Below are 19868 nucleotides of genomic sequence, written 5' to 3'. Positions count from 1 at the left end.
CACCTGTATCATCCTATAGAACTTAGAAGTGCGTACTTCCAGATTATTTTTCTACTGTATATAATAGCATCAAGCATTGAGCATTCCTAGAAGTAAGCTATTGAGAAAGGTAGTGAAGAAGCATGAAAGTATTAACCGTTGTTTCACACCCGAGAAAAGATTCCTTGACCTTTAAGGTTGCTGATCGTTTCGTACAGGGTCTTGCCGATGCAGGCCACGATTATGAGATATTAGATTTGCATGGGATTGGTTTTGATCCTATTTTAAAAGGAGTAGATGAACCGGATTTGACAGTTGAAGAACAGTCCTTTTCCCCTGAAGTAGAAATGGAAATAAGGCGGATGAAGGAGCATGATGCATTGGCATTTATTTTTCCACTTTGGTGGTGGAATTTGCCAGCTATGCTGAAGGGTTATATTGACCGTGTATGGAACAATGGGTTTGCGTACGGTTCGAATCACCTGCATCATCAGCATATCTTGTGGCTTGGCTTGGCCGGCGTTTCGAAAGAACAGTTGAAAAAGCGTAACTATGATGAAATGATTACTCATTTGCTGAATGTGGGAATTGCAGATTATTGCGGAGTTTCCAATTCCAAGGTTGAATTCTTAGATGAGACCCTGAGTTCAAATTCCGGTCATTTTGTAATGCTGCTGGACCAAGCTTATCACTTTGGTTTGAATTATGGCAAGGATTAGGCTTTATTTACAATCCCCTCCGACACGAAGGCCGGAAATCCTAACAGAATGCGAGAAAGAATTATCTTTCCGCAAGGAGACCTAAGTAGTAACGCGAAAAAAGACGTTAACCCAGCCATATTTTGCATGGACATGGGTTAGCGTCTTTTCATTATTCTGCATTTAACTAGCTTTCGACAGCAAGTAAAGGAAATAAGGGGTAACCAGTATGGTGATAATAATTCCGGTTGGAATATCTGCACCAAAGCTGATCGTCCGAGTAAGTGTGTCAGCAATCAAAATGACGAGTGCACCAACTAATGCTGTCGTAGGTAGCAATAGCTTATGATTGGGCCCTACTAGCTTGCGCGCTAGATGGGGACTGACCATGCCTACAAAAAAGAAATTCCCTCCAAGTGCCACGCTACCAGAAGCGAGCGCAACGGCAGCAATCGTCAAGCCGATAAACTCCCTTTTAATTGCTACACCGAGGCCCGCTGCTGTCTGATTCCCCAAATTCAACGTATTGAGTGTGTTAGACCTGTAAAAAACGTAAAAACAGATGATAAACACCCACGGGAGCAGCACCATAATATAGCTCCAGTCGTCCCCCCACAGGTCTCCAGCCTGCCATCTCAGAGCAAAGTCATACTGTTGCTTGTCTAGCCGGAGTGTCAACATCAGAGATAATGCGCTGTAGCCACTCCCCATAGCGACACCGGTTAAAATTAGACCTGTAGGCGAGATGTCTCTTCCCCGCCTGAAAGCAAACATAAAAATCAAGAAAGCTGCCGTGAGGCCGCCTGCAAAAGCTAACCCTGGAAGAAGAATCGGCGATAGCAATCCTTCACTAGCGAACAACGTAATATACATAAGTACAAATAGCCCCGAGCCTGAGCTGATGCCGAGTGTCCCCGGACTGGCCATGTCGTTTTTGAGCAAGCTTTGCATGATACAGCCTGATATCCCCATGCCAATACCTACCAATATAGAAAGCACAATACGTGGCAGTCGAAAGTCAAACACGATCAGGTTCTGTTTGCTCGTTCCTTCGCCCATGATGACCTTGAAAACTTCGAGTGGAGAAAGGTTCATTTTCCCAACGTTCATACTGAGTATAGCCACTAACAGCGTCAGCACTACTAACAGTAAAATAATGCTAATACCCCTGCTATTGCGGGACAGCTTCAACTAAACTCCCTCCTTTGCTTGCGCACAAGGTAGAGAAAATAGGGTACGCCCACCAAGGCAAAAATAATGCCAAGGGGTGTTTCATGAGGGCGATTGATCAGTCGTCCAAGTAAATCCGCCCCCAACAGAAAGACTGCTCCATACAAAGCTGAGGCCGGGATAATATACCGATAATCCGTTCCGACCAGATGGCGCATAATGTGTGGCACGATCAAACCCACGAAGCCAACAGGACCGACGACAATAACCGATAACCCCGTCAGAATTAATACAATTAGGGTTGAAAACAACTTAATCCTATTGGCACGAATACCCAAGCCTGATGCTACATCCTCCCCGAAGCTCAAAATCGTAATTGAGGGAGAAAGCGCGATGGCACAGACCAAACCCACTACAAACAGTGGCGCAATGAAAGCTAATTCACCCCACTTGGCACTGGCTGTACCACCAGCAGACCAGTAATCAAGGGCTTGGCCAATCTCATACTTAATAGCGATAAACGTACTAAATGCACCAAAAAGCATGGAGATGGACATTCCTGCCAGTACCAGTCGCTGAGGCGTCATGCCTCGCTTGCCTATAGATGCGATGTAATACGTAATGCCCGTAGTGATTGCTGCACCTAGGCAAGAATACAGCATGGTTTCTCCGTAGGTGCGACCAGGCAAAAAGGCCATACATAACGCAATAGCAAATGTCGAGCCTGAGCTTATGCCAATGAGTCCCGAATCCGCTAGTGGATTACGAGTGGTTCCCTGCATAATCGCCCCACACACAGCCAAGCTACACCCTACAATGATATCTGCCACGGTGCGTGGAAACCGCAAGGTGTGAATAATCTGATGTTCCGTAATGTTGGGATCAAACTGAAATATAGCCCCCCACGCCAGCTTCAAGCTCATTTCCGCAGCACCAAAGGTAATGGATGCTGCGGTAACCACCAGAAGCAGGAACACGCCCACGATCATGCAGCCTATAAAATGAAATATTCCTTTTTTATTTGGTTCTTTGTGAGTAGACATCGATTACACCCTTAGTTGGTCAATTATGCATCGTTACTTCGTCTGTTCCAGCAATTTGCTAATCATATAATCTAGCTGTCCCGTCATACTAGCAACGTCCGAATAATAGAACAGTCCTGCATATTTCGCTGGAATTTCGATGATATGTCCGTTTTTAACGGCTGGAATGCTGCTCCAGATTTTTGTCTTCGCATATTCGGATTCCTTGCCTTCCTGCTTAAACCAAAGGACATAATCTCCAAAGTATTCAGCAGCTACCTCGTAGGATAAAGAACCACGATTCTCTCCGGAGTTTTTAACCAATGTGTTGAGCTTTTCCGGTTTGTGAAGTCCAAGATAATTGTAAAGCAACGTTCCTCCGCGTGAGCCTGTTTCATAATAAATTCCGTAGGAGCCACTGCCCCAGTCCTCGAAAATGCTAAACGTTTTGTCCTTGAATATGTCGGAATTTAGTTTTTCTTTGGCCTGACTCAGCTTGCTTTCAAACAGTGAAATCACTTTGTCCGCTTCTGCTTCATGTCCTGTGGCCTGACCAAGAAATTTCAAACGTTCTAGGGAGGTCATTTTATCCTCAGGTATCACAAGAACAGGCGCAATTTTAGACAGCTTATCATAATCCTTTGTATCATATGTAATGATGAGATCAGGATCATACTTCATAATTTCCTCAGTTTCCCACTTTTCAATATTGGGGACGTCGTTAAACTTATCGTAAAAAGGCATCGTTTCTTGTTTCCACCCCATGACTGCGGCCGGCTTAATCCCTAGTGTAAATACATCGCCAACATACCAGTTCACGACTACCCGTTGAGGATTAGCGGGCACCTTCACATCTCCTTTTACCGTAGAGACTGTACGTGTATCAGAATCACTGCTTACCTCTTCCTTCGTGGACGACGCGGATTTAGCAGATGAATCAGAGGAGCTGCCAGCATTCCCACAACCTGAAATAACGAAAATCACTACGAATAGTGCACATAAAATCATGTGAAACTTCTTGTTCATCATACGATGCATGTTGTAAATCTCCTTTGAAATATAGTAAGTGCAAAGCATACTTAAAATTAATAATAATGATATTGATAATCATTATCACTAATATAAAATTGTAAATTTTACCTCACTGATTGTCAACTGTTTCTTGTTTTGTTTTACTTTAATGGGTTCTCCAGTGTGGCTCTTCTATTCGCTTCATGCCATTCCTGATAGATTCCTCCAATTTCATAAAATGCTTTGTTCATTGAAGTTGTCAGCTCCTTCATGATCTCCTTTGTATATTTTAAATGAGTATTTATGTTATCCACTTTATATTTGCGAAGCAGATTCAGATGGGCAATGATGTGAATTGTATCTTCGATGATCCAATAAATCACATCCTCTTCCTCTTTCGTAAGCTTGTTCAGCATCTGTATGCCTCTTTCATACATTTGGAGCGTATAACCCCGCTTGCTCACTTGCACATACGGACTCAGATCATCATAAAAATCCGTACAGAAAGGTCGTCTTACATATTGCTCATACTGCTCTTCATATATTGAAGTTTGTTCAAGCAGTTTAATCGTCATATCTATGAGTTCTTGTTCGCTATATATTTTTTTCATCAGATTTTCCCTTCCCTCTCTCTACTAAATAAATTCAAGTCATATGGACGAAAGCATCGGCTATTCTATGGGTAGTGGTATCCCTGATGTTCAATGGAACGTACGCGCTCGCAGCTTCAGCAACATCAACGTTTATCGTTACGTTTCAACACGCAACCTTGGTATACAACGATCACGTAGGCACGATTAGGCCATTGCTGTCCAGGTGGCAGGTCAATCCATTAGTGAAGGTAACAGCGTAAAGGCCTCCTCCGTTTCTGCCAAAGGTTCTACCGTTAAGCTAAAAGTGACGATAATAGAATGCTAAAAATAGACCGTCACTCCCAGGAGCAGCGGTCTTCATATTTACAAGTCGCGGTAACTGGGCAGGTACCATTTCGGTATATAGGATTGAAAGTCATCATATGCCTCCAATACCTCTTCAGCTCGTTGCACCATATCGTCTACCTCTTCTTTGCCAAATGGAATGGCCCAGTGGATCGATGAAAGCTGATTGCTTGCAATATACAGAGCCATTAATCTAAAAAATAAATCAGGTACATTGTTATTAAAATAACCGTGGATTCGGCCCGAAGCGAATAAAGGACTTAATGCTGCACACCAGGTAATTCTATTGAATTCTTCCCAAGGATCACCATAGTCCATTCTATTAAAATCGATGATACCCAGTTCACCAGATGGGGTAACCACCATATTGCCCACATGATAATCCCCATGCTGAAATGTTTGAGGACGATTTTCTAATAGATGACGGTTTTGCTCAATAAAGCTTATGGCTTGATCTGCTCCCTTTAAGAAAATACCGCATGACTTATAGTTTGTAATATACCTGTTGATTTTGCCATTATAATGCTCAGCCCATGGGGCTCGATCTGGCTCTGCATGAATCTCATGCATTTTTTTCAATGCATCTCCCGCTTGAACTCCAAGTTGATACTGTTGTGCTGCAGCTAACGTGGGGATCATCTCTTCAGCATCTTTCCCTTCGATCCAGGTGAACAAGGAATATACAGATTGACCCTCATTACAAAACCCAAATTCAAGCGGCCGGGACATGAACAGATTCTCCACGTGATTCAGCTTTTTTACAGCTTCAAACTCGCGTTTCTTTTTATCATAATGAACCATATCCGCCATTCTTAGCAGCAAGTCTCTACCATCAGTGGTTCGAATATAATATTTTTTGTCACTGGACCAGCCTCTATGAATCTCTTCCACGTTGCTCCACTTGCTGGCACCCGGTATTTCACTAAAGAGTTGATTCACGCTCATCCCCCCACGTTAAAATAGCCTTACTTACTAACTTACTATATGCTTTCCATAGTTTACCTTTGAAATGACAGAGGAATCAATCTTCTTCCAGAAAAAACTCAAATAAAAAAGGCTGAAAAGACAAGCTGTCTCTTCAACCTCAATATTCACTGAGTTGCCATCGTGAACACCCATCACTTATATTATAAAATCAGTAAGAATACGAAAACTCATGTTTAAATTCGTCTACCCGTTGAATGGTTTTGAGAATATTGCGACCTTCACGTGTACCATCAATAATACGACGAGCTTGTTTACTATCCCCAATATTAATAACTTCTACTTGATGTTTTTTACCATATTCGAGCAAGCTGTCCATCAGCGGACTGTATGAACGCATACCCAAGCATACGAATCCAAGATCAAAAGGAATCTCAAACTCCTGTTCTCCATGCTTTACTTTGAAACGGTCGCTACACACTTCTGTCAAAGCTGTTTCCGTATGGACGTTCACTTCCCGCTCCTCTACCATTTTCATCATGGAGATTCGGGTAATCATATCCAGATCTTTACCGAGTAGCGGCATCATCTCAATAATGGAAACCTCTTGTGCTCCACGCTCTGCGTAATATTCGACGACATCCAGTCCCACAGCCCCGCCACCAACTACAGCAATGCGTTTACCTTCAAACTCCTGGAATTTCTCCATGTTGTGCAAAAGATCAAAGATGGAGAACACTTTTGTCCCCGGTTTGCCCAGTTGCTCATGCAAACCTGCAATAGGCGGAAGAAGTGGTATGGCCCCCGTCGCATTGACAATAATATCAGGATTCAGGGCACTAATCATCGCCAAATCGGCTCGGCTCCCTGTTACAATGTTCAGATTGGTTAACTGTTTGGTGCGTTGAATCAGATAATCAGGGAAATCATTGATGCGTGTTTTGTCTGGCAAGCGGGCAATATCACGGGCCAAACCGCCCAACTCTGGTTTCTCCTCAAAGAGGGTTACTTTGCAGCCTACTTCGGCTGCCGTACATGCTGCTTCCATCCCAGCGGTACCCCCACCGATCACAACAACCTGAACATTGTTTTTAACACGTTGTTTCCGGTATTCAGCTTCCTTGAACAGATCCGGATTTACCGTACAGCAAATCGGTTTACTTTTGGAGATACGATGATCGGCACAACCAATGTTGCAAGAGATACATTTTCTAAGCAAATGTTCGTAGCCGTTTTGCACTTTAAGCACCCAGTTCGGTTCTGCAATCAAGCCTCTACCCATTGCCAGAAGATCCGCGTCACCTCTCACCAAAATATCCTGCGCAGCCTGTGGGCTCCGAATATTACCTGAGGTCATCGTTACCTTCCCGAATTTTTCTTTTACCGCTTTGGCCATATATGAGCGCCAACCATCTGGCAGGTTCATCCCGTCAATCTGGAACTGGATGGAATCATTCAGAGCAGCAGAAACATTCAAAATATCTACCTCATCATTAAGATACTCCAATAACTCGAGTGTATCTTCCAGTGTGTTCCCACCTTCTGTGAACTCTTCCGCGCTAAAACGTAAGCAAATAGGGAAGAATGGGCCTACCACTGAACGAATTTCATCAATGACTAATCTGGCAAAACGGGTACGGTTTTCTGCACTGCCGCCAAATTCATCCGTGCGTTTATTATACATCGGCGAAAGAAACTGACTCAGCAAGTAGGAGTGTCCCGCATGAATTTCAACACAGTCAAATCCTGCTCGTTGCGCTCTTCCCGCTGCTTCTCCGTATTTGCGCACAATGGCGTAAATTTCTTCTTTTTGCAAAGGTCTTGGAATCGCTCCGCCCTTTTTAGAAGGAATATTGGAAGAAGATACAGGCTGAATTCCGTTCAGTCGTCCCGCATAAGCTGAAGCACCCGCATGGTTAATTTGTACAGAAACACAAGCTCCATAAGAGTGTAGGGCTTCTGTTAATCTAAACAGTCCGGGAATAAACTGATCGTTATCCATACGCAGCTGGGTTGTTCCGTTTGTACCCATTGGGAAATCCAGACAAACATTTTCTACTGTTATCAAGCCGGTACCACCTTTGGCCCGTTGCACGTAATAGTCAATATGATCCTGAACAAAGCTTCCGTCCATGGCAGCAAAGTTAGTTCCCATTGGGGGCATAACAATCCGATTTTTCAAGGTCATGCGTCGTATGGTTAGAGGTTCAAAGATAGCAGGATAGTGGTTCATTGTTCTTCCTCCTTGCGAGTGTACAAATTTCATGTTCAAGCTTCCATTAAAGCATTCTCATATGTGATTTATTTCACTTTTGGGAATATCGAGATGTTATTGAGTACGATCATTCCTTATGACTTGATTTTATATCATCTAATCCATAAATTCTAATGCTATTTTATGTACTAAATCATAGTTTCAATCTATAGATTAACTGGAGTTATAAATAAAATAAAAAAGGAACAATCCTGTGAGGAATGTCCCTTTGGTGTGGAAAAATCATGCTTATATTCTGGTATCCATCTACCGAGCTGTTCTTTTAAAACCGTTGGGTACACGTACCAAAATCCCTTCCCTAACGTATCTGTCCAGCAGTCCACACATTGTGGTATATCCATTTACTTCGAATAAAGGTGCGTAGGCTGAGGCTTTAGGAGAGGTATTCAGATATTTAAGGAAAAATCCTTCGTCGATGACCTGGGTATCGTAAATATAAGCCTCAATAGATGTATGCCGTTCTGGGTGATGCTCCCCAATATTCATAAACAGACAATGATCACCATGCAAATCAGCTGACCATATTCCATCAATAATCAAGTCTGTTTCTTTCTGTTCCAGCCATTCAAACTGAGTTGGGAACGGGTCGAACTCAGAAGGTCTGAATTGGTGGGTTTCGGTAGCCATTCGTTCACATAAACGCTGAGCAGATAGTGTGTATTCGTCCCACAAGCCCAGAATAGCCATATCTCTTTCATTCGAGTATTCCCACTCTTGATCCTCTTCTGTCGAAGTTGAGAACTGTGCGAGTGATTGGTCTATCCCCTTATGTCTCATTGCTGTTTTCTTTCCTCCTATCCATCACTAGAAGTGCTCCATTCAGAAACCAAAAATCCCCTGCCCGAAAAGCCGGGTGAGTCCAATGAAAGGAAACACCCCGGCTTGACGTCAAGGGAGACTTGTCTATCCGTATCAAGATTATACTTTTAAATCACCATCATAGGTGGCAATCATATTGTACAGTTCAGGACGACGGTCACGGAAAATGCCCCATTCAATCCGTCCTACTTCCAGCTCATCCAGGTCAAATTCAGCAGTAAGCACTTCTTCATCGGTACGACCCGCTTCTGCGATCTTGTTACCTTGATGTCCGGCAATAAAGGATGAACCGTAGAATGTAATACTGGAGTCTTCGTCCGTTTCAGTTCCGATCCGATTGGAAGCTATGACTGGAATCAGGTTGGAAGCCGCATGACCCAGCATGCAAGTCTGCCAGTGATCCTTGGAATCAATGGCAGAATCCTGCGGTTCCGAGCCAATAGCTGTCGGATAGAACAAAAGTTCTGCGCCCATGAGCGCCATACAGCGGGCCGCCTCAGGATACCATTGGTCCCAGCACACGCCTACCCCAATTTTGGCATAACGTGTATTCCATACTTTAAAACCGGTATCGCCCGGATTAAAATAAAATTTTTCCTCATACCCAGGACCGTCCGGGATGTGGCTTTTGCGGTATTTACCTAACACTTCACCGTCTGCGTCAATGACGGCAAGACTGTTGTAGCGCGCGTAGTTTTTCTTTTCATAGAAGCTGATTGGCAGCACAACCTGTAATTCTTTGGCGATTTTCCTAAAATGGTTAACCGCTTTGTTGTGCTCCAGCTCAGTGGCATATGAATAATAATCAGACTTTTCCTTCTGGCAGAAATATGGAGTCTCGAACAACTCCTGTAGCAAAATAATTTGTGCGCCCTGCGCAGCCGCTTCACGTACTAACTTCTCTGCTTTACTAATATTTTCTTCGATATTGGTAGAACAGCTCATTTGAGTTGCTGCAACTTTTACTTTTCTCACTTTAGTCCTCCTTTTAGATGTTGTATCGTTCAACGCTTTACAGCAGGCATCTGCTGGGTCGTACAGTGCACGTTACCGCCTTCACGGATGACCGCCATACCGTCTACAGTACGAATGGTGCGATCTGGGAATACATTTGCCAGCACTTGCTCAGCTGCAAGATCACTCTCAGCGGCAGTGCCGCCGAACACTGGCAAAATAATACCGCCATTCACAAAATAGAAGTTAATATAACTCAGTGTCAATCGGCTGTCTTCATAATCCACACGCGGCGGCTGACCGATTCGAATCACTTCCAGCTTACGGCCTTTGGCATCCGTTGCTTGCTCCAGAATGCGCAGGTTTTCCTGCGTGATTTCGTAATTTTCATCCTCAGGATCATCACACACTTGCATAATGACCTTGCCAGGAGCTGCAAAACAAGCAATATTGTCCACATGACCGTCTGTTTCGTCGCCACTAAGACCACGTTTTAGCCATATTATCTTCTCGGCACCTGTATACTCACATACATGCCGTTCAATTTCTTCTCTGCTTAATTCCGGATTTCGGTTGGAATTGAGCAAACACTCTTCGGTTGTAATCAGTGTACCTTCGCCATCTACGTGCAGTGAGCCGCCTTCCATCACAACCGGTGCATCAAACCGTGGAACTCTAAGTTTGTCCAAAATTTGCGGTGCAACCTGGTCATCCAGGTCCCATGGGGCGTATTTGCCACCCCAGGCGTTAAACTTCCAGTTAACACCTGCCAACTGACCATGCTCGTCTGTGAGAAAAGTAGGGCCGTTATCACGCAGCCACGCATCGCTGTGCTCAATCGACAGCAGTTCTACCCGTTCCCCAAGTTCAAGCGCCTTAACGCTCTCCAAATCTTCCGGATTTACGACCACAGTAACTGGTTCAAATTCCGCCATGGCGCGTACAATTCCGGCATAGCCCTTGCATACATCAGCATGCATATCCGGGTAAACCATTGAAGATTTTACAGGCCAAGAAATATACGTGCGTTCATGTGGCGCCCATTCAGGCGGCATCTTATAATGTGAATCCTTAATTTGCATGTATTGAAGCTCTCTTTCTTTTTCATAATGTAGACTCCGCTCCTATCATACAATAATATGATCTTTGTCTCAATCGAAGCGGAAAACTTTCAATAATTTACATTCACATTGGAGTAAATTACTTTGAAAATGTGATTGCTTTCACTGTATTCCCATCAAAATCCTTCACAGTGAATTGTGCCCCCTCCAACACACCGTAAGAGGATGGATAGTTTTCTTTTGGCAGCGAGATCGAACCGGGGTTCAGTATAAAGATCCCATTTTCCACATCCGCTACCGGAATATGAGTATGTCCCTGGATAAACACATCTCCCGCTTCTAGTGGTGGTAAATTTTCGATACTAAAGCCATGTCCGTGCGTGACATAGATTCTCCGTCCTTCATGGTATAGCAAAGCATAATCACCCATCATAGGAAACTCCAGCAGCATCTGATCCACCTCTGCATCGCAATTTCCGCGCACAGAAACCGCAATATGGGACTTGTGCTTATTCAGCAGTGCGGCGACTTCTGCCGGATTATACCCTTCTGGTAACGGATTACGTGGTCCGTGGTACATATAATCTCCGAGCAGGACAAGACGATCGGCTTTCTCCTCCCTGAACTTTTCCAGTGCCAATTGCAACCAATGCAGTGAGCCGTGAATATCTGATATAAACATCAATTTCATAATTATTCTTTCCTTTCTGAATAGGCTGAAAATATTCCACTTAAGCACATTATTGCATTATTCCCTAAACAAATCTGTGCAAAAATGTTCTTTCGTTTGGTCATACTCTTTTTAAGACAATAAACTACAGCTCCGAGTGAGCTGTAGTTTATTGTTATTCCTTTTATATTTGTACTTATCATCTTCGGTGATTTTACGGGTGACCTTGCAAGGGTTTTCAACCGCAATCACACCAGAAGGCACATTACCACCGATCCATCCTCGCTTCGCTTATTTAGATACAGAAGTCAGATTTCTTTTAAAGCTTCATTGTAGGATTCCACATGCTCACTCTTCAGAACTGAAAAGCTACTCACATTGAAATTTCCACTAAATTACCTTCTGGATCTTTAATTACGCTTTCATAATAGCCGTCACCTGTCAATCTTGGCTGACCCACTACTTCATATCCTGCAAGCATGAGCTGCTCTGTCTTTTCATTCACCAGTGCTTTACTTCCAACGGAAAATGCCACATGAGCCCAGCCCGTAATATTGATCTGTGGAGAATGATCTACTCCCGTTTTGCGCATAACTTCTAACCTTGCTCCATCCTCAAAAGTGATAAAATAGGACTCAAACCCTTTTGTCGCATTATAATATTTATCATTAGATTTCCCATCAAAGTATTGCTCGTAAAAACTCTTCATCTTTTCTAAGTCTCTCACCCAGATCGCTACATGCTCAATCTTCATTATTTTCCTCCTTCTGTAGCCCTCATCATTAAAAATCATTAATTTATACTGGACTCTATTTTCTGTATAGTTATTATTATCGTTTTAATAAGTCTTAATATATATTAGTAATTAATTTTTGTCCAATTCTAACACCCCTAAAAAATTAGCAACCGCTTCGTAAAAGAAAAAAAGCGGTCGCTATCTATAAGCCTTCATTTATATATAATTAATCACTGGATTATTTATAAATTAACGTTTCAAGCTTTCACCATTCGTAGCAATAACTTCTTTATACCAATGGAACGATTTCTTCGGATATCTTTCAAGTGTACCGCTGCCATCATCGTGACGATCTACGTAAATGTAGCCATAACGTTTCTTAAGCTGAGCGGTCGATGCGCTGACAAGGTCAATACATCCCCAAGACGTATAGCCCAAAACCTCTACTCCGTCCTCAATAGCTTCTCCAACTTGAACCAAATGATCATTCAGGTAGTTGATCCGGTAGTCATCTTCAACCGTTTTTTCGCCTTTTTCATTTGTAATCAGTTCATCAACGGCGCCCAGACCATTTTCAACGATGAATAGTGGTTTTTGGAAGCGATCATAGAACGTGTTCAGGACATAACGTAAACCTTGCGGATCAATTTGCCAGCCCCACTCACTTGCCTCAAGATGCGGATTGATGACACCACCAAGGATATTACCTTCACCTTTGACTTTTTTAGCTTCGTCAGCTGTCTCACAAGTACTCATATAATAGCTGAACGAGATAAAATCAACGGTATGTTTCAAATCTTCGGCATCACTTGGTTCAAAGTGAATAGTAATTCCGTTTTCTTTAAAGAAACGTTTCATGTAACCTGGGTATTGACCTCTTGCGTGAATATCGGCAAATGCCATGTTTCTGTGATCAAATTCCATCGCAGCAATGACATCGTCTGGATTTGGTGTCAGCGGATAAGTAGGCATACTCAGCACCATACAGCCAATTTTGAAAACAGGGTTGATCTGATGACCGATTTTTACCGCTCTTGCACTCGCTACAAGCTCATGGTGAATAGCTTGATAAAGATCTTGCTCACTAAGTTGATCTTTTGGTGTGCTAATTCCTCCACTCATGAATGGTGCTTCAAGAATGGAGTTGATTTCATTGAAAGTCAACCAGTATTTAACTTTATCTTTGTAGCGATTAAATACAGTTGTAGCATAGCGCTCATAAAAATCAACAAGCTTACGGTTTACCCAACCATCGTATTCTCTGGACAAATGTAAAGGTGTTTCATAGTGAGATAGTGTAACGAGTGGCTCAATTCCATATTTGTGAAGTTCATCAAACAAATCATCATAAAATTGCAAGCCTTTTTCGTTAGGCTCCAGTTCGTCACCTTTAGGGAAAATACGTGACCATGCGATAGAAGTACGGAATACTTTGAAACCCATTTCCGCGAAGAGTTTGATATCTTCTTTATAATGATGATAAAAATCAATACCGATCAATTTCATGTTATCTTCTGTGGGTACATCCGTAACGGGCCCCCAACCACCACGAGGAGTTACATCCTGAATGGACCAGCCTTTTCCATCTTCTTGATAAGCGCCTTCGAGCTGATTAGCAGCAACTGCTCCGCCCCACAGGAAATCTTTTGGAAACTGTGTACTCATATTTTCTCCGCCTTTGCTGATGTTTTTTATTAACTAGGATAGAAACACGTTACCCTTATGCAAATGTGTTATAAAGTACTTCTAATTGAATCTTAAGGTTTGTAACGCGTTTCATGTCAAGTTTTATTTTAAAAACATCCAGAACTTATCACAGTATTATCTCCAATAATTACTCCCATATTTATAACTCTTCTATTATTGAGTAAAATGACTATTCTTCAAATGGCGGATCTACATGAATATCTCTATCTGGTTCAGTACTTACCCAGCGTGTAAAGATAACCTGAAAGCCGGCTCGAGTCGGCGCGCAGGCAAAAGGACCTGCCTGTTGTCCCGTTTCATAAGGAAAACGTGCTACACGTACAGTGCGCCAGCTTTGATTTTCGGTTCGGGCTCTAATGATAACCGCGTCCTGTAGTTGTGAAGCACGGATCGTGACATTTTTCCCTACCCAATCGGGTACAGGAGCTAATGACCAATCGGAATAGCCATCTGTGACTACGACTGCCAGTTGAGGAATTCCGTCATTTAATTCGATTCCGGCTTTAATCCACTTTTGTTGTCCTTGATACAGCATTATACCGGCCTGATCGTAAAGCTCCGTAAATGAGCCTAATTGAAACGTGACTTCGATGGCAGAGCCTTCTTCCCAGTCTGTAAGCAGGGAATGTCCGCTACTGCGTTCAAACCCATACAAAGTTTTTTCCCAGTAGTCGCTTCCTTCTCTGGTTTCAACTTTAAGGAACTGGTCTTCTTCTATGGATGATACAGGATGATTAGTCCATGTCCCTGTAGTCCATGCAATCGATTTTTGATTCATTAATCTCATCCTCTCATGCTTTATTGAACGATGCCCTATTTCCTTTTCTCCACCAATTGCAAATTGTACGTCAGACTTTCAAGGGTCACTGAAATCAACCCAAACATGTATTCATCATGAGTATCGTTTTTCACAAAAATTTCGGGCATATGTTCTTTGGGTACATCTTTTAGACAGCCGTTATAAATATCGTCCAACAGATTCGGCTTGGATAACTCTCCAGTCAAAGCGATAGATACAGGGTCTATAATCGCAATAATGGAAGTTATCGTTTGGATCGCCAGAGGAACAAATCCCTCTGTGCTATTTAACTGTTTAAGCTGTTCCTCTCTTGTTAAATCAAAAGGTAAGAAGGAAACTTCCCCCGCAAATTTGGTATTTCCTTTTAACAAATGTCCATCGACAATAAAACCCGCTCCGGGGAAATTGTCTTTTGGAAACGTAACAATAGCAAAGGTTTTATCCTCATCATAATTCTGCATGTTATAAAATCCGTAGACTGTTAAATGCATATCATTTTCAATGGTAACTTCTAATCCGTATTTATCTTGAAGCTGTGGACCTACAGGGACTCCTATGAGCAGGTCGAGATCACAAACATCGATAATTCCTTGATGAACAACCCCGGGGATGCCAATTCCAATGGCTTTGACGTTTCCATAGTTATTAATCAGCTCTCCAATTTTGGTTTCTATGACCTCATAATCAATATGAGGCACAATGGAAGTATTCTCGATGATGATATCACCAAGCAAATTAGCAACAGCATAAGTAAGAGAATGTATACCGCCTTCCGTTTTCACATTTAAACAGATAATATAAGAATAATCAGCGTTATATTTGTAACGTCTAGCCGGACGTCCGCCGTTCGACTCTTCCAATTCCGTCTCTAATACTTCCCCGGTTTGAAGAAGCTCATTCAGAATATTTCCGCAGGTTGCCACACTAAGACCTGTGATACTGGCTATCGATGACTTGGTTGCATATTCCTTGGATTTCAGTGTGTTTTTAACTAACTCTACATTAATTTGTTTAACCCGAATGGTGTTATTGGAGACTGGTTGTATTTGAATACACTCCTTTTCCAGTATTTATTAAAAGGTTTATAATAAGTTGTAATATAACGCTCTGCCTGTAAAAAGTCAATTTGTACTCATTTGGATAAGAAAAAACGGAGTACCGCAGATTCTGAACCATGGGTACCCCGTTTGATTTATTTGTTTTAAACTGATTAAATAGCTCGTATTAAACATCTCCAGCAAGATGTTTAATAACGTCTAATAGTACATTGGCTCCGGCTACCAGATCCGGTCGCGGCGTGTATTCGCGCGGATTATGACTAATGCCGCCAATACTTGGGACAAAGATCATAGCTGCCGGACAAATGCGAGCCATCATTTGAGCGTCATGACCAGCGCCGGATGTCATTCGCTTGGAGCGCAGCTCACGCTGCATGGCAGCAGCCTCTATCAACTCCACAATGTTGGCATCGAAAGCAACCGGCTCAAAACGGGCCATTCGCTCGGTCGTGATCGTTACCCCTTCGGAAGCTGCAAGTTCTCTAAGATACTCGGTCAGCGCCGCTTCTTCAGCCTGCAATCTCTGCTCATCAGGATCACGCAAATCAACAGTAAACGTGGCGCGTGAAGGAATAACATTAATCGCGTTAGGCTCCATGCTAAGACAACCAACCGTAGCCACCGTAGGTGTCTGCGACCTTGTCACCCGGTCCCTTAAAAATGTGATGACACTGGCTGCTGCCTGTCCCGCATCTCTGCGCATCGACATCGGTGTAGTCCCGGCATGATTGGCAACCCCCTCAATAATAACGCGCTGCCAGGATATTCCTTGAAGGTTCTCAACTGCACCAATCGGAACACCGACACTTTCCAGTACCGGGCCCTGCTCAATATGAAGCTCCACATAAGCATGTGGCAGCATAAAACCCGGCTCCTCTGTTCCTTCATACCCGATGCGTACCAACTCTTCTCCCAATATAGTGCCGTCTGTTCCAACAGAGGCCAATGCGTCCTCAAGCGGGAGTCCACCTGCATATACCAGCGAGCCCATCATATCAGGGGCATAACGAACCCCTTCCTCGTTCGTAAAAGCACCCACTACAATAGAGCGAGCAGGAACAAAGCCAGAAACCTGCAATGTCCGAATGACCTCAAGACCGGAAAGCACACCATAACAACCATCGTACACACCGGCATTGATCACTGTGTCAATATGCGACCCAATCAGCACCGGAGCTAATTGAGGATCATTTGCTCCTTTCCATATGCCGAAGATGTTTCCAATACGGTCGACCACAACCTCCAAACCAGCCTCCTTCATCCAGGCTACCAAGGTGTCACGACCACTCTTGTCTGCAGCAGAAGCTGCCAGTCTGGTGAGCTTTTGTTCAGGGTCACGTCCCCTTTGGCCAAGCGATTGAATCCGATCCAGTAAACGTGCTTCATCAATGCATAGGTTGGAACTTTTAAATACCATTTTGCATTCCCCTTTTCATTCTAAAAGTTTTGCTCATTCTCATGAAAAAGATGGATACTTGCCTTCCCATACAATTTGTCTGTATGCCTCGGGATCTGTATCCCCTTCCGTGCTTATGATGAGTATTCTGGAGTCTTCATTTAATTGAAGCTGAGCTGCAGCTTCAATTAAATTTTCTTGCTTCCGCAATAAGCTCAAAACACCTAAGCCAACAGCACCAGACTCACCAGATATAATTTGGGGATCACCAGGTAATGGATTTCCAAGCATCCTCATTGCCTTTGCCGATACAAAATCCGAACAGGTGATATACATATCCGCATAATCTCTCAATAGTTCCCAAGCCACGGTGCTAGGTTCCCCGCAAGCAAGTCCAGCCATAATCGTGGGCATAAAACCTGTTACAGCATGAGGTTTTCCGTCATTTTCCGCCGCTGATTTATAGATGCACGCAGCTTCATTAGGCTCAACAATAACCGTTGTCGGTCTTTTTTCACCAAAATGAGATATCAAATATCCCAGTATACTTGCTGCAAATGAACCAACACCTGCCTGTAAAAATACATGCGTCGGATAATCATCACCAGCCACTCGGATCTGTTCCAATGCCTCATCTATCAACGTCCCATAGCCTTGCATAATCCAAGTTGGAATTTCTTCATAGCCTTCCCATGCACTATCTTGTAGCAAGACCCCACGATGCTCAGTAGCATAGGTGCTGGCCAACCTAACAGTGTCGTCATAGTTTAGTTCCGTAATAGAGGCTTCTGCCCCTTCATTTCTAATATGATTTAATCTAACTTCAGAAGATCCTTTAGGCATAAACACGACTGATTTCTGTCCTAGCTGGCTAGCCGCCCAAGCAATCCCTCTACCATGATTTCCATCTGTAGCTGTTACAAAAGTAATATCGCCCAATAGTCCCTTGATCTCTTCGGTTTTCAACTTTTCAAAAGAAAGCTCTGAAATATCCATATTCAGTCTATCTGCCAGATACTTGCCGACAGCAAAGGACCCACCTAATACTTTAAAAGCACCCAATCCGAATCTGTAGGATTCATCTTTTATCCATATGCTCCCTACATTCAGCTTGCATGACAACTTTTTCAAGTTATGCAGTGGAGTGACTTCATATTCAGGAAAGCTTTTATGGAAGTTTCTAACCTTTTGAGCCATATTCCTATCCATAAATTCCACAGATATTTTCTTGAATTCTACTTTACGTGCCTTCTCATTTGCCATGTATTTTAAAGCTGTCATATCCTGCATACATGTCTCCTTCTATTCTTAAAATACTAAATGTCTTAGCTTTATCAGTAAAATATCGCATGTGATATATTACATGTTACCCATCAGACTATATACTGTCAACTTGGTTTGCGATATGAAATATGTATGAAATCGGGCTGCAATCATTGATACTCATGAATTGTATGTGATATATTACATTCAAATAAAATTCGAAAGAGGTCTAATCATTGCTATCCAAACATGCAACCAAAGTTAAGCGTTCATCTATACGTGAGCAAGTATACCTACAGCTACAAGAATGGATTATTAGTGGTGTTTTAAAGCCTGGAGATAAGTTAAAGGATCAAGAATTAGCGGAGGTTCTAGGAGCCAGCCGTACACCTATCCGTGAAGCTATTTTAAGATTGGAAGAAGAAGGAATGGTTCAGACTAAAGCCAATAGCTGGACGCAGGTAGCACCTGTTGATATTAAACAGGCCTATCGGCTCTACCCCATCATCGGGTCACTTGAGAAGCTTGCTGTCTCGTTTGCTCAAGAAAATATTCAATCTAAGCACATTAACGAATTAGAATTATTAAATGGAGAGCTCAAACGTGCGCTAAAGGAAGAAAATGCAATACTTGCGCAACAATATGATGCTCAATTCCACCAGGTTATTATTGATCTGTCGGCAAATGAAGAATTGATTTATGTGCTGGATGGATTGAAAAAAAAGCTGCGCCGTTATGAGGTGACATACTTTGACGGTTTTTTGGGTGCAGAGTCATCAGTTGCAGAACACCAAAAAATAATCAGTGAGCTTATAGCTAAAAATTTCGCAGCCGCCGCGGACATGATTGAATCGAATTGGAAAGAAAGTTTTCAACGCCGATTATCTAAATTGGATATAAACAAAGACGAAACCGTGTTACCGCTTCAAGAGGAATGAGCCTTTTCCTCTTCTCCTCTATCATCATGCTATACTATAAATAAGAAATAAATTTTTAGTGCAGCATTTCTGCGTTGAAAGTCACTTAAATAGGGGGGAATTCTGTTGTCAGCTATTGAGTATATAGCAATCATCGCATTGCTCCTCTCCGTCATACTTTTAATTAAGGTCTACAGCCTTCAATCTCGGCTTAATGACTTGAAATCCGACGTGGAGCGTCTTGAAAATCGTTCAGGAATACAAGGAACATCGCTGTCAGGCACCATCCCTTCCACTCCTCCACATCTTCTAGATGCAGGAGCTTCAGAAGATATCAATGAAAGGTTGCTCCTGCTCATTAGGGAAGGAAAAAAGATTCAAGCCATAAAAGAACTGAGAACGGCTAAGGATCTTTCCCTTAAGGATGCAAAGGATTATGTGGATCACTTGGAAAAACTCTAAAGAAAGGAA

At 42.8% G+C, this 19868-nt stretch carries 19 protein-coding genes; 3 read left to right on the top strand and 16 right to left on the bottom strand.

Annotated features, from left to right (window positions below; all coding sequences use genetic code 11):
• Positions 1–122: 122 nt before the first annotated feature.
• Positions 123–698, top strand: coding sequence for an NAD(P)H oxidoreductase (locus ACYCS5_RS26510; RefSeq protein ID WP_340932123.1), 576 nt, complete (start codon positions 123–125; stop codon positions 696–698).
• Positions 699–860: 162 nt separating this feature from the next.
• Here the strand turns inward: ACYCS5_RS26510 and ACYCS5_RS26505 are convergent, their stop codons facing one another.
• The 16 genes from ACYCS5_RS26505 to dpaL all read right to left on the bottom strand — a co-directional run bounded on the left by ACYCS5_RS26505 (position 861) and on the right by dpaL (position 18507).
• A complete protein-coding gene (locus ACYCS5_RS26505; RefSeq protein ID WP_459760357.1) occupies positions 861–1868 on the bottom strand; it encodes a FecCD family ABC transporter permease in 1008 nt (335 codons plus the stop codon).
• On the bottom strand, positions 1865–2890 hold the full coding sequence (locus tag ACYCS5_RS26500; protein ID WP_165150091.1) for a FecCD family ABC transporter permease: 1026 nt from the start codon (positions 2888–2890) through the stop codon (positions 1865–1867). Before ACYCS5_RS26500 ends, ACYCS5_RS26505 begins: the two co-directional genes overlap by 4 nt.
• A gap of 33 nt (positions 2891–2923) precedes the next feature.
• Positions 2924–3907 carry an ABC transporter substrate-binding protein gene (locus ACYCS5_RS26495; protein WP_029515092.1) on the bottom strand — a complete coding sequence of 328 codons (984 nt, stop codon included), beginning with the start codon at positions 3905–3907 and terminating at the stop codon, positions 2924–2926.
• A gap of 134 nt (positions 3908–4041) precedes the next feature.
• Positions 4042–4491 (bottom strand): Imm63 family immunity protein, encoded by a 450-nt coding sequence (locus tag ACYCS5_RS26490; RefSeq protein ID WP_029515094.1) that lies wholly within the window; start codon positions 4489–4491, stop codon positions 4042–4044.
• Between the two features lie 345 nt (positions 4492–4836).
• Complete coding sequence (locus ACYCS5_RS26485; RefSeq protein WP_029515095.1) at positions 4837–5757, bottom strand: aminoglycoside phosphotransferase family protein; 921 nt, start codon at positions 5755–5757, stop codon at positions 4837–4839.
• A 196-nt stretch (positions 5758–5953) separates the two neighbouring features.
• A complete protein-coding gene (locus tag ACYCS5_RS26480; RefSeq protein WP_029515097.1) occupies positions 5954–7975 on the bottom strand; it encodes an NAD(P)/FAD-dependent oxidoreductase in 2022 nt (673 codons plus the stop codon).
• A gap of 288 nt (positions 7976–8263) precedes the next feature.
• Positions 8264–8794, bottom strand: a complete 531-nt coding sequence (locus ACYCS5_RS26475; RefSeq protein ID WP_029515099.1) for a hypothetical protein — start codon at positions 8792–8794, stop codon at positions 8264–8266.
• A 141-nt stretch (positions 8795–8935) separates the two neighbouring features.
• Complete coding sequence (aguB, locus tag ACYCS5_RS26470; RefSeq protein ID WP_029515101.1) at positions 8936–9811, bottom strand: N-carbamoylputrescine amidase; 876 nt, start codon at positions 9809–9811, stop codon at positions 8936–8938.
• Positions 9812–9840: 29 nt separating this feature from the next.
• Positions 9841–10872 carry an agmatine deiminase family protein gene (locus tag ACYCS5_RS26465; protein ID WP_342435097.1) on the bottom strand — a complete coding sequence of 344 codons (1032 nt, stop codon included), beginning with the start codon at positions 10870–10872 and terminating at the stop codon, positions 9841–9843.
• A 118-nt stretch (positions 10873–10990) separates the two neighbouring features.
• Positions 10991–11542, bottom strand: a complete 552-nt coding sequence (yfcE, locus tag ACYCS5_RS26460; RefSeq protein WP_459760356.1) for a phosphodiesterase — start codon at positions 11540–11542, stop codon at positions 10991–10993.
• A 352-nt stretch (positions 11543–11894) separates the two neighbouring features.
• On the bottom strand, positions 11895–12275 hold the full coding sequence (locus tag ACYCS5_RS26455) for a VOC family protein (RefSeq protein ID WP_069011186.1): 381 nt from the start codon (positions 12273–12275) through the stop codon (positions 11895–11897).
• 231 nt (positions 12276–12506) lie between these two features.
• Positions 12507–13922, bottom strand: coding sequence for a glycoside hydrolase family 1 protein (locus ACYCS5_RS26450; protein ID WP_459760355.1), 1416 nt, complete (start codon positions 13920–13922; stop codon positions 12507–12509).
• Positions 13923–14133: 211 nt separating this feature from the next.
• Positions 14134–14742: a DUF1349 domain-containing protein gene (locus tag ACYCS5_RS26445; RefSeq protein WP_029515109.1), complete on the bottom strand. Its 609-nt coding sequence runs from the start codon at positions 14740–14742 to the stop codon at positions 14134–14136.
• A gap of 35 nt (positions 14743–14777) precedes the next feature.
• Positions 14778–15686, bottom strand: coding sequence for an ROK family protein (locus ACYCS5_RS26440; protein WP_080658555.1), 909 nt, complete (start codon positions 15684–15686; stop codon positions 14778–14780).
• A 301-nt stretch (positions 15687–15987) separates the two neighbouring features.
• A complete protein-coding gene (locus tag ACYCS5_RS26435; RefSeq protein WP_029515112.1) occupies positions 15988–17238 on the bottom strand; it encodes a Zn-dependent hydrolase in 1251 nt (416 codons plus the stop codon).
• A gap of 39 nt (positions 17239–17277) precedes the next feature.
• Positions 17278–18507, bottom strand: a complete 1230-nt coding sequence (gene dpaL, locus ACYCS5_RS26430; RefSeq protein ID WP_049816868.1) for a diaminopropionate ammonia-lyase — start codon at positions 18505–18507, stop codon at positions 17278–17280.
• A 209-nt stretch (positions 18508–18716) separates the two neighbouring features.
• Between dpaL and ACYCS5_RS26425 the strand changes: the two genes are divergently transcribed.
• Complete coding sequence (locus ACYCS5_RS26425) at positions 18717–19418, top strand: GntR family transcriptional regulator (protein WP_029515115.1); 702 nt, start codon at positions 18717–18719, stop codon at positions 19416–19418.
• Between the two features lie 105 nt (positions 19419–19523).
• Complete coding sequence (locus ACYCS5_RS26420; protein ID WP_029515116.1) at positions 19524–19859, top strand: ribosomal protein L7/L12; 336 nt, start codon at positions 19524–19526, stop codon at positions 19857–19859.
• Positions 19860–19868 lie beyond the last annotated feature (9 nt).

Source organism: Paenibacillus sp. SEL3, from assembly GCF_054602585.1.
The sequence above is the reverse complement of the archived record's forward strand: the minus strand, read 5'-3'. Positions and strand labels throughout refer to the sequence as shown.

Bases quoted from the DNA above. Each gene is read 5' to 3' on its own strand.
- ACYCS5_RS26495 (WP_029515092.1), bottom strand. From the start codon at position 3,907: ATGCATCGTATGATGAACAAGAAGTTTCACATGATTTTATGTGCACTA.
- ACYCS5_RS26465 (WP_342435097.1), bottom strand. From the start codon at position 10,872: ATGCAAATTAAGGATTCACATTATAAGATGCCGCCTGAATGGGCGCCA.
- ACYCS5_RS26500 (WP_165150091.1), bottom strand. From the start codon at position 2,890: ATGTCTACTCACAAAGAACCAAATAAAAAAGGAATATTTCATTTTATA.
- ACYCS5_RS26510 (WP_340932123.1), top strand. From the start codon at position 123: ATGAAAGTATTAACCGTTGTTTCACACCCGAGAAAAGATTCCTTGACC.
- ACYCS5_RS26445 (WP_029515109.1), bottom strand. From the start codon at position 14,742: ATGAATCAAAAATCGATTGCATGGACTACAGGGACATGGACTAATCAT.
- yfcE (WP_459760356.1), bottom strand. From the start codon at position 11,542: ATGAAATTGATGTTTATATCAGATATTCACGGCTCACTGCATTGGTTG.
- ACYCS5_RS26475 (WP_029515099.1), bottom strand. From the start codon at position 8,794: ATGAGACATAAGGGGATAGACCAATCACTCGCACAGTTCTCAACTTCG.
- ACYCS5_RS26480 (WP_029515097.1), bottom strand. From the start codon at position 7,975: ATGAACCACTATCCTGCTATCTTTGAACCTCTAACCATACGACGCATG.
- ACYCS5_RS26490 (WP_029515094.1), bottom strand. From the start codon at position 4,491: ATGAAAAAAATATATAGCGAACAAGAACTCATAGATATGACGATTAAA.
- dpaL (WP_049816868.1), bottom strand. From the start codon at position 18,507: ATGCAGGATATGACAGCTTTAAAATACATGGCAAATGAGAAGGCACGT.
- ACYCS5_RS26450 (WP_459760355.1), bottom strand. From the start codon at position 13,922: ATGAGTACACAGTTTCCAAAAGATTTCCTGTGGGGCGGAGCAGTTGCT.
- ACYCS5_RS26455 (WP_069011186.1), bottom strand. From the start codon at position 12,275: ATGAAGATTGAGCATGTAGCGATCTGGGTGAGAGACTTAGAAAAGATG.
- ACYCS5_RS26435 (WP_029515112.1), bottom strand. From the start codon at position 17,238: ATGGTATTTAAAAGTTCCAACCTATGCATTGATGAAGCACGTTTACTG.